This is a genomic window from Pullulanibacillus sp. KACC 23026, from assembly GCF_029094525.1.
GTDB lineage: Bacteria > Bacillota > Bacilli > Bacillales > Sporolactobacillaceae > KACC-23026.
Genome location: NZ_CP119107.1, coordinates 2,277,800 through 2,291,875 on the forward strand (window position 1 = coordinate 2,277,800; position 14,076 = coordinate 2,291,875).

General features: G+C 41.8%; 15 protein-coding genes. 13 read left to right on the forward strand and 2 right to left on the reverse strand.

The features are described 5' to 3' along the window. The first annotated feature begins 124 nt into the window (after positions 1 to 124). From PU629_RS10690 to PU629_RS10720, 7 genes are read left to right on the forward strand one after another with little or no spacing between them, the layout of a single operon-like run. On the forward strand, positions 125 to 427 hold the full coding sequence (locus PU629_RS10690; protein ID WP_275284396.1) for an urease subunit gamma: 303 nt from the start codon (positions 125 to 127) through the stop codon (positions 425 to 427). Positions 428 to 439: 12 nt separating this feature from the next. Further along, the gene (locus tag PU629_RS10695; protein ID WP_275284238.1) at positions 440 to 763 is read left to right on the forward strand and encodes an urease subunit beta; all 324 of its coding nucleotides are present in this window, start codon (positions 440 to 442) and stop codon (positions 761 to 763) included. Continuing rightward, positions 760 to 2,469 (forward strand): urease subunit alpha, encoded by a 1,710-nt coding sequence (ureC, locus tag PU629_RS10700; RefSeq protein WP_275284239.1) that lies wholly within the window; start codon positions 760 to 762, stop codon positions 2,467 to 2,469. The genes PU629_RS10695 and ureC overlap by 4 nt, the downstream gene beginning before the upstream one ends. 10 nt (positions 2,470 to 2,479) lie before the next feature. Continuing rightward, the gene (ureE, locus tag PU629_RS10705) at positions 2,480 to 2,926 is read left to right on the forward strand and encodes an urease accessory protein UreE (protein ID WP_275284240.1); all 447 of its coding nucleotides are present in this window, start codon (positions 2,480 to 2,482) and stop codon (positions 2,924 to 2,926) included. Beyond that, a complete protein-coding gene (locus PU629_RS10710) occupies positions 2,919 to 3,605 on the forward strand; it encodes an urease accessory protein UreF (protein WP_275284241.1) in 687 nt (228 codons plus the stop codon). The genes ureE and PU629_RS10710 overlap by 8 nt, the downstream gene beginning before the upstream one ends. 34 nt (positions 3,606 to 3,639) lie before the next feature. Then, positions 3,640 to 4,254, forward strand: a complete 615-nt coding sequence (gene ureG / locus PU629_RS10715; protein WP_275284242.1) for an urease accessory protein UreG — start codon at positions 3,640 to 3,642, stop codon at positions 4,252 to 4,254. After that, a complete protein-coding gene (locus tag PU629_RS10720; RefSeq protein WP_275284243.1) occupies positions 4,251 to 5,063 on the forward strand; it encodes an urease accessory protein UreD in 813 nt (270 codons plus the stop codon). Before ureG ends, PU629_RS10720 begins: the two co-directional genes overlap by 4 nt. A gap of 440 nt (positions 5,064 to 5,503) precedes the next feature. Here the strand turns inward: PU629_RS10720 and PU629_RS10725 are convergent, their stop codons facing one another. After that, on the reverse strand, positions 5,504 to 5,944 hold the full coding sequence (locus PU629_RS10725; RefSeq protein ID WP_275284244.1) for a hypothetical protein: 441 nt from the start codon (positions 5,942 to 5,944) through the stop codon (positions 5,504 to 5,506). A gap of 466 nt (positions 5,945 to 6,410) precedes the next feature. On the opposite strand from PU629_RS10725, the gene PU629_RS10730 reads away from it, so the two are divergent. The 6 genes from PU629_RS10730 (at position 6,411) to nagB (ending at position 12,990) form a co-directional block, all read left to right on the forward strand. Then, on the forward strand, positions 6,411 to 7,787 hold the full coding sequence (locus PU629_RS10730) for a L,D-transpeptidase family protein (RefSeq protein ID WP_275284245.1): 1,377 nt from the start codon (positions 6,411 to 6,413) through the stop codon (positions 7,785 to 7,787). Positions 7,788 to 7,974: 187 nt separating this feature from the next. Continuing rightward, positions 7,975 to 9,000 (forward strand): ATP-binding cassette domain-containing protein, encoded by a 1,026-nt coding sequence (locus tag PU629_RS10735; protein WP_481900490.1) that lies wholly within the window; start codon positions 7,975 to 7,977, stop codon positions 8,998 to 9,000. After that, positions 8,997 to 9,800 carry an ABC transporter permease gene (locus PU629_RS10740; protein WP_275284246.1) on the forward strand — a complete coding sequence of 268 codons (804 nt, stop codon included), beginning with the start codon at positions 8,997 to 8,999 and terminating at the stop codon, positions 9,798 to 9,800. The genes PU629_RS10735 and PU629_RS10740 overlap by 4 nt, the downstream gene beginning before the upstream one ends. A gap of 173 nt (positions 9,801 to 9,973) precedes the next feature. Beyond that, entirely contained in the window at positions 9,974 to 10,930 is a 957-nt protein-coding gene (locus PU629_RS10745) for a TRM11 family SAM-dependent methyltransferase (RefSeq protein ID WP_275284247.1), read from the forward strand. Between the two features lie 132 nt (positions 10,931 to 11,062). Next, positions 11,063 to 12,259 carry an N-acetylglucosamine-6-phosphate deacetylase gene (gene nagA / locus PU629_RS10750; protein ID WP_275284248.1) on the forward strand — a complete coding sequence of 399 codons (1,197 nt, stop codon included), beginning with the start codon at positions 11,063 to 11,065 and terminating at the stop codon, positions 12,257 to 12,259. Continuing rightward, a complete protein-coding gene (nagB, locus tag PU629_RS10755) occupies positions 12,256 to 12,990 on the forward strand; it encodes a glucosamine-6-phosphate deaminase (RefSeq protein WP_275284249.1) in 735 nt (244 codons plus the stop codon). Before nagA ends, nagB begins: the two co-directional genes overlap by 4 nt. 59 nt (positions 12,991 to 13,049) lie before the next feature. Here the strand turns inward: nagB and PU629_RS10760 are convergent, their stop codons facing one another. Continuing rightward, complete coding sequence (locus tag PU629_RS10760) at positions 13,050 to 14,045, reverse strand: inorganic phosphate transporter (protein WP_275284250.1); 996 nt, start codon at positions 14,043 to 14,045, stop codon at positions 13,050 to 13,052. Positions 14,046 to 14,076: the final 31 nt, after the last annotated feature.

Below are 14,076 nucleotides of genomic sequence, written 5' to 3' on the forward strand. Positions count from 1 at the left end.
ACATTCAGACACTTTAGGTATAATGAATCCATATTGATGTTCTAAAATCATCAAATCAATCATTCTATTATCTACTAGATACAGTAAAAAGGAAGAGCTTAATTTTAAGAAGGAGGGACGACCTCTGAAACTGACGTCACGAGAGATGGAGAAGCTGATGGTGGTTGTGGCGGCAGACTTAGCGCGCCGTCGCCAAGCGAGAGGATTGAAATTGAATTATCCAGAAGCGATTGCCATTATCACTTATGAAGTATTAGAAGGAGCGCGAGACGGAAAGACCGTTGCTGAATTAATGCATGATGGGACAATGATTTTGACGAGAGATGACGTGATGGAAGGCATTCCAGAAATGATTCCTGATATTCAGGTCGAAGCGACGTTTCCAGATGGAACGAAGCTTGTGACGGTTCACGACCCGATTCGTTAAAGGAGGACAAGCATGATACCAGGTGAGTATCGACTGAAGAAAGCCCCTATTAGTTGTAATCAAGGAAAAGAAGCCATCGCTGTAACCGTGATGAACAAAGGGGATCGCCCTATTCAAATAGGTTCACATTTCCATTTTTATGAAGTCAATCATGCCCTCCATTTTGAAAGAGATCGGGCTTTTGGCCGGCATTTGGATATTCCAGCGGGCACAGCTGTTCGTTTTGAACCAGGTGATGAAAAAGAAGTTCCCTTAGTTCTCTTTTCAGGTGAGAGAAAAGTTTATGGTCTCAATAATAGGACGAACGGATCGGTTGTTAGGGAGGAAGAGTCATGAGCTTTCAGATGTCGCGCCGGCAATATGCGGATATGTTTGGACCGACAGTAGGCGACAAAGTTCGTTTAGCTGATACTGAACTTTTTATTGAAGTAGAGAAGGATTGCACGACTTATGGTGATGAGGTCAAGTTTGGCGGCGGTAAAGTCATTCGAGATGGGATGGGACAACATCCGCTTGCGACACGAAAGGAAGCGATGGATCTTGTCTTAACAAATGCCCTTATTGTTGACTATACAGGCATATATAAAGCCGATATCGGGATAAAAGAGGGATTGATTGCTTCAATCGGAAAAGCCGGCAATCCTTTGATAATGGATCAAGTTGATATGGTGATTGGCGCCTCTACAGAGATTGTAGCAGCAGAAGGCATGATCGTGACAGCTGGTGGAATCGATGCGCACATCCATTTTATCTCACCACAACAGATTGAGACGGCGATCACCTCCGGAATTACCACTATGATTGGTGGTGGGACCGGCCCAGCTACTGGAACGAATGCGACAACTTGTACCCCTGGTGAATGGAACATGCATCGCATGCTGGAAGCGGCAGAAGAATTTCCGGTTAATTTAGGTTTTCTGGGAAAAGGCAATGCCTCAAATGAAGCCGCTCTTGAAGAACAAATTGAATCTGGCGCGATCGGGCTCAAGCTTCATGAGGATTGGGGAACGACCGCATCGGCCATTGATACCGCCTTAAAAGTTGCCGATCGCTATGATGTTCAGGTTGCCATCCATACGGATACTCTAAATGAAGGCGGTTTTGTGGAGCATACTCTGAACGCAATTGATGGACGAACGATTCATACATATCATACAGAAGGAGCTGGCGGCGGACATGCTCCGGATATTATTAAAGCAGCGAGTCTGCCTAATATTCTCCCTTCCTCCACGAATCCGACACGTCCATATACAGTCAATACTTTAGAAGAACATCTGGATATGCTGATGGTTTGCCACCATTTAGATCCAGGTGTACCAGAGGATTTGGCCTTTGCTGATTCAAGAATTCGTAAAGAAACCATTGCGGCAGAGGACGTCCTTCATGATTTAGGTGTTTTCAGCATGATTTCGTCTGATTCGCAAGCTATGGGGCGAGTCGGTGAGGTGATCACCCGTACCTGGCAGACGGCTGACAAAATGAAAAAGCAGCGAGGCGCTTATGAAAAGGATAAAGGCGGAGGGGATAATGCACGTGTTAAACGCTATATTGCAAAATACACGATTAACCCTGCTCTCACTCATGGGATTTCTGAACATGTCGGTTCGATTGAAGTTGGAAAACTAGCCGATCTTGTTCTTTGGGACCCTGCCTTCTTTGGCGTCAAGCCAAACCTTGTTATAAAAGGCGGCTTTATCGCCTACAGTCTAATGGGTGACCCGAATGCAAGTATTCCAACACCGCAGCCGGTGATTTACCGTCCCATGTTTGGTACGTTTGGAAACGCTAAGAATTCAACAGCCATCACCTTTGTCTCTAAGATAGCTTTTGAAAGAGGTGTTCATCAACAATTAGGTTTAAAAAAACTGGTGAAACCAATATCCGGAACTCGAAACCTTACAAAAAAAGAGATGATTTTTAATGGAGAAACACCTTCAATCGAAGTAGACCCGCAAACCTATGAGGTAAAGGTGGATGGGATTTTAGTTACCTGTGAGCCAGCGGAAGTTCTTCCAATGGCACAACGTTACTTTTTATTTTGAGGTGAATCAGATGATTATTGAAGAAGTGATAGGAAATATTGAGACATTAGATAAGAGAGCACTTCATATTGAGCGCGTGTTTCTTGAAAGCGATGCCCTCCTTAAACGGATTCAGCGAGTCGTAACAGATCACGGAAAGGAGCTTGGGATCCGATTAAAGGATCAAGCAAAGCTCCGAGATGGGGATGTTTTGTACCTTGATGAACGTAATATGATTGTGATTTCAGTGATGGAAGATGACCTTCTCGTCATTCAACCAACCTCTATACAGCAGATGGGAGAGATTGCCCATCAGCTTGGTAACCGGCATTTGCCGGCTCAATTTGAAGGCAGGGATATGCTGGTTCAATATGATTATCTTGTGGAAGAATTGTTAGAGCAATTAGCTGTTCCTTTTAAAAGAGAGAAAAGAAAGGTGAAGCAGGCCTTTCAACATATAGGCCATCACCATGATTAATGGACTCTATCCATTGCTTCAATTATGCGATTCGAACTTCCCATCTGGTACGTTTTCTCATTCCTTTGGTTTTGAGACCTACATACAAGAAGGAAAGATTTCAGATCCATTAACCTTACTATCTGCTTTAAAAAGGTATTGTTGCAAGCAGCTTACTTATGTAGAAGGACTTGCCTGTCGATTGGCCTATGAAAGTTTAGATGCCGGCTGCTTTTCCGAGGTGTTTAAATGGGACCATTATTTGTATGCCTCTAACCTGGCTGAGGAAACGCGTCTTGGCAATCGCCGAATAGGAGAGCGGTTAGCTAAGCTGTGCCTTGAACTTTATCCCTCTAATGAGTTGGAGGAGTATGTTGAGGCGATTAAAAAGAAGGAGGCTTACGGTCATTCGTCAATTGTTTTTGCCTTGGTCTGTCACGATTTAAACATTTCAATTCGTGAAACGCTTCAGGCTTATCTCTATTCAAGTGTGTCATCTCTTGTTCAAAATGCTGTCCGAGGCATTCCGTTAGGGCAGACCGATGGGCAAAAAATCCTCGTTAATATGCAAGAGGAGATTAATCATGCCCTGAAACTTATAAATAGAGCCAGTCGTGAAGAATTTGGAGCTGTCAGTCCTGGCTTAGAAATGGCGCAAATGAATCATGAACGGTTAACCGTCCGTCTTTTCATGTCTTGATGGGTAAATGATTTAAGAGGAGGAGGAGTGGTAAATGGAACCGATATGTATTGGTGTTGGCGGTCCGGTTGGGGCTGGGAAAACAATGCTTGTTGAAAAATTAACGAGAGCGATGTATCAAGAGATCAGCATGGCTGTTGTTACCAACGATATATATACAAAGGAAGATGCGCAATTTTTAATTAAAAATGGTATCTTACCTGAAGACCGAGTCATTGGTGTTGAGACGGGAGGCTGTCCACATACCGCTATACGAGAGGATGCCTCGATGAATTTTGCAGCGATAGATGAATTAAAGGAACGCCATCCGGACGTCCAGCTCATTTTTGTCGAAAGCGGCGGGGACAACCTAGCGGCGACCTTTAGCCCTGAGCTCGTAGATTTTTCTATTTATATTATCGATGTTGCCCAAGGAGAGAAAATTCCGCGTAAAGGCGGCCAAGGGATGATCAAATCCGATCTTTTTATTATTAACAAAACAGATTTAGCCCCATATGTTGGTGCAAGCCTTGAAGTGATGGAACGGGATACATTAGTCGCTCGAGGGAATAAGCCGTTTATTTTCACCAATCTTAAAGAGGAGAAAGGCCTGTTCGATGTTGTAAAATGGATCAAACAGGAAGCACTTCTGGCTGGATTAGGATCATGACTTTAGCGGGACACTTGCAGCTTTCGACTATTAAAAAGAGTGAGCGTTCCATCGTCTCTTCTTGCTATTATAAGGGGGCTTTTAAAGTCACTCGTCCTGTTTATCTAGAAGATGAGCAATTAACGGTTTACCTGATGCATGTGGGCGGCGGATATGTCGATGGAGATCGCTATTTAACCGAGATTGAGGTAGGTGAAGAAGCTGAATTAACCTTAACCACACAATCTTATACTAAAGTCTATCGGACGCCTAATCACCCCGTTCATCAGCAGGTCATCATTCATTTAAAGCCAAACAGTACATTAGAGTATTTGCCAGACCCATTGATCGCCTACGAGGGAGCTAAATTTATCCAAGAGACGAATGTGTCCTTGAGAGAGGGGACTTGTCTATTCTACAAAGACATTTTAACACCAGGCTGGGCCGAGGATGGGCGCTTGTTTCGCTATGATTGGATTCGATCGAGACTGCGAGTTTATAAAAATGAGAAGCTAGTGCTGTTTGACCATTTATTTCTCGAACCTAATGAAGCGTTCACAGGGATCTTGGAATTAGAAGGCTATTCTCACTTCGGAACTTTTCTAATTTTTCACGATTGGATTGATCGGAAGTTGAAGGAAAGGCTGGACGTTTTCGTGGATGAACTGGATTCGAACGTTCGATTTGGTTCTTCCCTTTTACCGGAGGGCGGACTCGTGCTGCGAGCTTTTGCATTTAACACCCATTCCATTGACACCTTTTTCTCAGAAGTTCATGTGTGGATGAAGGAACGTTTGTTGAAAAAGGAGCCGATTTTTTTAAGAAAATAAATCTATAATGTCCTGAAGAGAGCCTATAAAGGTTCTTTTTTTTTTATTTGACCATTTGACTAATGCTTTTTTTTAAATGGAAAAGGTCAAATGGACTCGGTGTCCGTTAGACCATGCCGGGGACCTGTTACGCGATTGTAACGGACACTCAGTCCGTTACAGACACATTTTGCCTCTCACATGGGTCAATTTGCCCTTCTAATGGACTCCATGTCCGTTAGATTTCCAGTAACCTCATTTTTGCTCGACTAACGGAATAAATGACTGATCGAGAAGCGTCTCCCTGTATAAATTGGGAGTACAAGGATTCTGTAAACCAATAACCTAAACTTTTGGAAAATAAATCAAATAATTTCAAGAAGATACCACTGAGCTGAAATTAGTAGTAAAATAGAAAAATAAACTAAGGAATAGGATGATAGTCTGGAGGGGCGTGTGACCTATTCCTCTAAATAAATGTCTCTTATTTTGAGGGGCAGGTAGATCGGATAGCCATGTTCATCCCTTACTTTTATCGTTCGAAGGGTCTCTTCCATGGCATCCATCAAAAGGTCAGGGTACATAAGATTCCAGTCGTCAGAAAAGAGGATTTCCGAAGCGTCTTCTTGAAGAAGGGTTATTTGGCACTGTTTATTCACCTTTTGAGGCGGGATATTTGCTTTGAAAAAACGTTCTATTTTTCTATTAATGTTCCCTTTAATAGACGTGACAGTCGCAATGATTTCTTCATTTATGAAATCAATTTTACTTTTTACGATGACATAAAAGCAAAGATAGTCACCGCTCGCGTCATAGTAAGAGGTTTCAACTTCAAAGCAAAGGCTTCCAAAGAGTTCGTTAAAAATGTTTTTTTTCTTATAAAGCCTATCAACACGACCCATTTGTACGATCTCCTTTTTGATTTTCTACTAAATAGTATGCTAGTTTTAAGCCAAGTATGATAGGATGAGGAGCAAAAACAGAACTCAAATCGGTTCATGCAACAGTTAGCAAAATGCTTTCATCTAAATTTTTAGATAAATTAAATTTATAAAGTGGTGTTCATTTAATGGGGATTTTTTAATACTATTGTAAGAAACGAAATATAATTGAAACGTTTTAAAGGTGTTTTCCGTCTAATAACTGTAGGCTTATGATCGTATCAACCGTTTGTTTGAGATGTTCAGCAAAACAGAAATGGATCATCTAATAAGTTAGACGTTCGAGCCTCTCATCTATCTTTATTCAATTGACCACCCTTTCGTTAGAAGTTTGCAGGTTGGTTCAGTTCGACTAGATAAATAGCGGTGGCCAATAAGACTGTTAATCTTTGAAACAATTAAATCCGTACCGGGGTGAATGAGAGTTATGAAAAAAGGGGTTTTTGTGGTTTCAGGAAGTTTTGTTTTACTTGTCATTATTGTTTTAGCGGGTTTAAGTTATTTTCAAATGACCCATTTCAACTCAAATGTCTTGATAAACGGAACCAATGTAGGTGGAATGACAGCAAGTAAAGCTTTAGATACGCTGGAGTCAGCGGTCTCTAAGAATACTGTCTATATTGGGGATCAAAAAGTCTATGATGGAAAAGACACAAATATGGGATTCACTTCAGACGATATGTCAGGTGTTAAAGCTCTGTTAAAGGAGCAAAGAACCTTCTTTCCTTCATCCAAACCAATCCGTTATTCGTTAAAGCCTAAAAAGATAAACAGTGAACAAATAAAAACGATGGAAGCGGATCTAAAGAAAAAACTGCTTGCCATGAATAAAGGTTTGCAGGCACCAAAGGACGCATCTGCTCAATTGGAACAAGGGAAAATAGTCGTCACCAAAAGTGTTCCGGGGAATCAATATGATGTTAACGGAATGTTAAAGGCCTACGAGAAACAAGCCTATAACAGTGTTGTCCGACTCAATCGGCTTTATTTAAAGCCAGTTGGTAAAAATAGTCCTGTCATTAAAAAAGAAAAACAACAGCTAGCAGATTTAGCTAAACAAACGGTTTCGTATAAAGTGCAGGACAAAGTTTACACCTTCAAAGGGAGTGACTTATCTGCTACCGTTTCTAAAGAGGGAAAATTAGTCATTGACCCAACTAATATTAAGACTAAACTTGACGGCATCAATGCTTCACAATCTACGCTGGATAAAGGTTATACATTTAAAACACACTCAGGTTCTGTTATTCAAGTAGAAGGTGGAACTTATGGCTGGGCACTTAATGTGGATGCGGAAGCCAAGCGCATTGAAGAGGCCTTTATGAAAAAGGAATCCTCAATTCTTGCCTATAATGTTTATGGGAAGGGTTGGAGTACCGTAGGCGTTGGATACCATGTCACAACTAATCATGGTATTGGCGATACTTATGTTGAAGTGTCGATTAAGGATCAGCACATTTGGGTATATAAAGATGGAAAATTAAAGGTTTCAACAAATGTTGTGACCGGAACGCATATTTATAATGAAGATACGCCTAAAGGGGTCTGGTATATCGAATACAAACAATCTCCTTCGACCCTCAAGGGAAGTGAAGTGGGCAATTCGAATTATTCTGTCCATGTCAATTATTGGGCACCCTTTACCTTGGGCGGTGTCGGCTTTCACGATGCAAGCTGGCGAACCAATTGGTCGAGCGATGCCTATATAAAATATGGGTCGGGTGGATGCGTGAATACCCCGCCAAGTGTCATGAAATCGGTTTATGATAATTTGGAACAAAACGAACCGGTAATCGTTTATTAATACAGGTTAACAAGGGACTGCAAACTCGCAGTCCCTTGTTTTTTTTTCGTTTGTTCATATGCCGTTCACATTTCAGGATTATGATCATGTTAGAAAAGGGATCTGGGTGGATTTGAGATAAAAAGAAATTTTGAATCATCGGGACATCCCGACTTTTGTACATGGTATTTACTGAGGAGGAATGACTATGGAATCAATGGTTTCTTATAAGTTAAAAGATGAAGAATACGCCGTTGAAGCACACGGCCTTGTTAAACAATTCGGGGAGAATCGGGCTGTTGATGGCGTGGATTTAAAGGTGAAATCTGGAAGCATTTATGGCGTGCTTGGCCCAAATGGTGCCGGTAAAACAACCACCATTAGGATGCTTGCAACTTTACTCAAAGCAGATAAAGGATCGGCTAAAATTTTTGGGTATGATGTTCATAAAGAATCTCAGATTGTAAGACAATTAATTGGGGTGACAGGCCAGTATGCATCGGTTGATGAATCGTTAAGCGCCACCGAAAACCTGATTGTTTTTTCTCGGTTGCTTGGACTGAGCCGAAAGCAAGCTCGACAAAAAGCCTCTGATTTGCTTGAAGAATTTGGTCTAACGGAAGCAGCTAAGCGCCCATTGAAAAAGTTCTCTGGAGGAATGCGTCGCAGACTGGATCTGGCTGCCAGTCTAATCGCCCAACCTCCGCTTATTTTTCTTGATGAACCGACAACGGGGCTAGATCCTCGTACTCGCAATCAAATGTGGGATACTATTCGCCGTTTAATCAACATGGGCTCGACGGTACTCTTAACCACTCAATATTTGCAAGAAGCTGATGAACTTGCCGATCGAGTTGCGGTCATCGATCACGGACAGGTCGTAGCAGAGGGCACCGTTGATGAACTGAAGGCATCGGTTGGAACGTCTTCTTTACATTTGAAAACACTTGAAGAGAAGGATATCCCAGAGGCAAGACAAACCATTGAACGCATTCTAAATGTTCAAACGAGCTTAACGTCAGAGGCTAGAAAAATAACAGCCTCTCTGACCAATGCGGAAATCGTAACAGATCTATTAATTGCGCTGAGAGAAAAAGGAATTCCTCTTGTCGAGCTCAGTGTTCAGAAGCCAACACTTGATGAAGTCTTTTTAACTATTACGGGAGATGAGGAAGAGAGACATCAGAGAAAGACAGATGAAGCTCCCAATCGCGCTCAGGAGGCAGGAGAATGAAAGAAACAGCTTACAAACGTCCTTTAAAAAATCATACTAGTTTTGCTCAGACTGTAAGAAACTCACTAACCATGGCTTATCGCGGGCTGATAAAAATTCGCCGAACACCTGAACAATTGTTCGATGTAACGTTTCAGCCCATTATCTTTACACTGATGTTTACTTATATTTTTGGCGGTGCAATTTCAGGTAATGTCCACAACTATTTACCTGTTATCATCCCGGGTATTCTTGTACAGACCGTCATTACCACCTCCGTTGTAACAGGGGTCCAATTGCGTGAGGATATGGATAAAGGGGTGTTTGACCGCTTCAAATCGCTGCCAATCGCGAGAATTGCTCCACTTGCAGGTGCTTTGTTAGCCGATACTGTTCGATACACCATTGCAACGATTCTGACGTTTGCGATGGGTTATATCTTGGGCTATCGACCAGATGGTGGCTTGGAGCATGTCGCTCTTGCGGCATTACTTGTCATTGTTTGTTCATGGGCGATGAGTTGGATATTTGCCTTCTTCGGGGTGATTGCGAGAACAGCATCAAGTGTTCAAGGGATCTCCATGATCATTTTATTCCCGCTCACCTTTTTGTCAAATGCTTATGTCCCTGTTGATACGATGCCAGATTGGCTGCAATGGTTTGTTAAAATTAATCCGGTTTCACATCTCGTTTCAGCCGTGCGCGATTTAACCAATAAAGGAAACGTCGGCTGGGACCTGACCGTATCGCTTATCGGCGCTGTGATAATTGTTGCGATCTTTGCACCTATTACGGTCAGAGCATACATGAAGAGAACCTAAACTCGCAATAAAGCAAGAGATTTTCCTTGTAAGGTTGGCCTCCTATTCCTTCACTCTGTGAGAATTGGAGGCAAGCTTATAGCTTGAGGAAAATCTCTTTTTTTATATAAGAGTGAAGAGCTAAGACTGAGTTCTTGTTATATAATGGAAATGAAATGGAGTTGAAATAGAAGTTGAGAGATCATCCAGTAAAACCCGCTACTTATGTGTATACTTTTTCATGTTCAGAGGAAGAGCGTTCCTTATGCAAACTAGAGCAGCGTTCCCTCTTTGGTGAGGATTCTTCGGGAGCAATCCTCACGTCATCTATTAAACGGGATCCAAGTCGAAGTCCATTTATTAAAGAACGCCTTGAAGTTTTAATTAGGGCAAAGACGCTTGGTGAATTGATGGAGGAGTTAAGCGCTTTACCGGCACTTTCTAGCTCTTTTAAAGTTCAGCTGCTCAACACAAACAAACGTCCCTATTTAGAAAAAATAGACTATGAAGAAAGACAACGAATGGAACGGGAGATCGGCCAGGTGATCCGGGGGAAAGCAGACTTGAATAACCCAGAGCTATTGTTTGGTCTCCTTTACGATACAAAAGAATGGATCTTTGGCTCTTATTTAGAGAACAAAAAACAATGGCTGCTTCATCAGCGGAAGCCTCATCATTATTCGACGGCTTTAAATACGAGAGTGGCGAGAGCCGTTGTCAATATCGCGCTTCCTTGTCCAATTGGGAAGACATTGATCGATCCATGCTGCGGAATGGGTACGGTATTAATTGAAGCCTTATCAATGGGGATTGCGATTGAAGGAAGTGACAGGAACCCATTAGTGATGAAGGGGGCAAGAGAAAATATCATTCATTTTGGTTATAGTGGCCAAGTGCTATTGCGGGATATGCATGATATACAGGATCATTTCGATTCGGCTATTATCGATATGCCCTATAATCTCTGTTCGGTGATTTCTGATGACGAAAAGCTCAGGATGATGAGGAGTGCACGAAGGATGACAGACCGTTTAGTGATCATCACTGTAGAGCCGCTTGAAACGCTGATAAATCAAGCAGGGTTTCAAATGATTGACCGCTGCGAAGTGAGTAAATCTCACTTTACTCGCCAAATCCTTTTATGTGAATAAACATTTTAATAAATCTTCTAACAATATTGACTTTCATTCGTTTACTAGCCTAAGGTTATATTATCATGAGTGAGATGAGCAAGTCTCTTAGTCAATTAGTTTGTTTTTTAGGAGATAAAGGGGGGGATAAGAATGGAGAATCGTCAATCATTTATTATTAGTGGATTAACGATTGTCGGAGAAAAGGAAACAATTGAGCACGGTTATATTCATGTCAACCGTGGCAGAATTATAAAAATGGGGAGGACTTCTGAACGGGTCGATCTGAACGACAGCCCTCATGTATACACTTTTTCTAGCAATTTCTCTTTAATTCCTGGGATGATTGATGTACATATACATGGGGCGAATGGTGCGGACACAATGGATGCGAGTTCAGAGGCGCTAGATACCCTTTCAAAAGCTTTGCCAATGGAAGGGACAACTAGTTTTTTGGCGACGACTATGACGCAAAGCCCAGAGGCAATAGAGAAAGCTCTAGTCAATGTATCTGAGTATGTGAAGAATGGAACTAAGCCGGGTCATGCTGAAATTCTTGGCATTCATTTGGAAGGTCCGTTTATCTCAAAAGAAAAGATCGGAGCACAACCGCTTGAGTTTGTGGCGAAGCCTTCTGTGGAGCAGTTTAAAACGTTTCAAAAGGAAGCGGATAACTTAATCAAATTAGTGACATTAGCTCCAGAAGAAGATGATCATCATGCTTTAATGAGCTATTTAAAGAGTGAAGGAATTGTAATTTCAATCGGACATTCAAATGCGACTTATAAACAAGTGAACGAGGCGATTCAGTCTGGAGCGACACATGTCACACATCTATATAATGGGATGACAGGCTTTCATCATCGTGAGCCTGGAGTGGTAGGTGCTGCTCTTTTAAGAAAAGAATTGACGGCAGAGTTAATTGTTGATGGCATTCATTCAGATCCAGCTGTTATTGATCTGGCATTTCGACAAAAAGGTAAGGAGCAGCTAGTTTTAATTACGGATTCCATGAGAGCGAAATGTCTCAAAAACGGTCAATATGATTTAGGAGGCCAAACCGTTTATGTTAAGGATGGAAGAGCTGAACTTGAAAATGGTCATTTAGCTGGAAGTGTCTTGAAGATGAGCGATGCATTTAGAAATATGATGGAGTTTACGAATGCATCACTAGAGGACGTCGTTGAAATGACGTCTGCTAATCCAGCGAAGGAATTGAATCTTTTTGACCGGTTGGGAAGTCTTGAGGAAGGAAAGGATGCGGATCTCGTCGTTCTTGATGAGAACAGGCAAGTTGTGATGACTTTTTGCAAAGGAAATCTTGCTTATGAGAGGAAGGGTTCTGATTGAATATTATACCAGTTAAAGATTCGGATGAGTTAAGCAGTCGAGCAGCGTCCTTTATTCTTAAAGTAGTAAAAGAGAACCCAAAAGCGGTGTTGGGACTTGCAACTGGAAATACACCGCTTGGCACATATAGAGAGCTTGTACAAGACCATCGGATTAATCGAACGTCTTATAGCGAGATAGTGACCATTAATTTAGATGAATATGTGGGAATTCCTAAGGAGCATCCCAATAGTTATCACTACTTTATGGAAAGTCATTTGTTCAACTTTATCGATATAAATCGAGAACAGACCTTTATTCCAAATGGTATGGCAAGCGATTTACATGAGGAATGTCAGAAGTATGATCAGATCATACGGAAATACCCGATTGACCTCCAAGTGCTAGGGATAGGAGAGAACGGACATATTGGTTTTAATGAGCCAGGTACTTCTTTTAAAACCCATACACATGTGGTGACACTTACCGAATCAACAAGGCATGCGAACCGCCATTTTTTTCAAACGACTCGCGATGTCCCGACACAGGCGATTACAATGGGGATTCAATCCATATTAAAAAGCAAGGAAATCCTCTTACTTGCTTCTGGCAAAAAGAAGGCAAAAGCTATTGAGAAGTTGATGACTTGTCCAATCGATGAAACCTTCCCAGCTTCTATTCTTAAGACACACCCTAATGTGACTTTAATTGTTGATGAAGAGGCTTCTCTGAGTTATGTGAAAAGTAAATGAGCAAACAGTTGTCATTAAAAACAACCTCCCCGGTAAAACATAAGGGAGGTTGTTATCGATTAAAATAGTTTCAGAATGGAGACGATCACGCCAGCAAGTATTGCCGAGATAGGTAAAGTAATGACCCATGCAATTAAAATGCGAATAGCAGTTCCCCATCTGACGCTGCGGAAATGGTTAGCTGAGCCGACCCCCAAAACGGATGATGACGTTACATGAGTGGTCGAAACAGGAAGTCCAAAGTGTGTTGCGGTTTGCATAACAGCGAATGATGTAAAGTCAGAAGCAAACCCATGAATAGGTTGGATTTTAAAGATTTTACCGCCAACCGTCTTAATAATGCGCCATCCTCCGACCATGGTTCCAAGTGCCATAGTTAGTGCACATATAATCTGTACCCATAATGGCACATCCAGATTTGTCTTAAATCCGCCGACAACAAGGGCAAAAACAATGATACCCATTGTTTTCTGGCCGTCATTTCCGCCATGAGAGTACGAGGTCAGTCCAGCTGTAAGGATCTGAACAAGACGGAAGCCCCTGTTAGTCGGTTGCGGACGTGCTTTTCTAAAGAGAAGCTTTAAAATTTTCATGACAATAAAGCCAACTATAAAAGCAAGGACAGGGGAGATTAGCAAGCCTTCAATAATAGTTGAGAAGCCCGCCCAATTAACGGAATGAAGTCCTGAACCCATGATGACTGCACCAGCAATCGAACCAATTAAAGTGTGACTGGATGAAGATGGAATTCCAAAATACCAGGTGAGGAGATTCCAAATAATAGCAGATATGAGAGCGGCGATCACTATCATGGAACCGTGTTTAATGTTCATTGGATCGGCAATATTCCCACCTATGGATTTAGCGACAGCGGTGGAAGAAACGGCTCCGATAAAATTTATAATACCTGAGTAGACAACAGCGATTTTCGGTGACAATGCTCGTGTCGATACAGACATGGCAATCGCGTTTGCTGTATCATGAAACCCATTTATGAATTCAAAAATTAAAGCGAAAAAGATTATCGTTATAATAAGTGTCATTAGTGCCTCCACTAACTGTTAGGTTATGTCATTCAAAATGAAG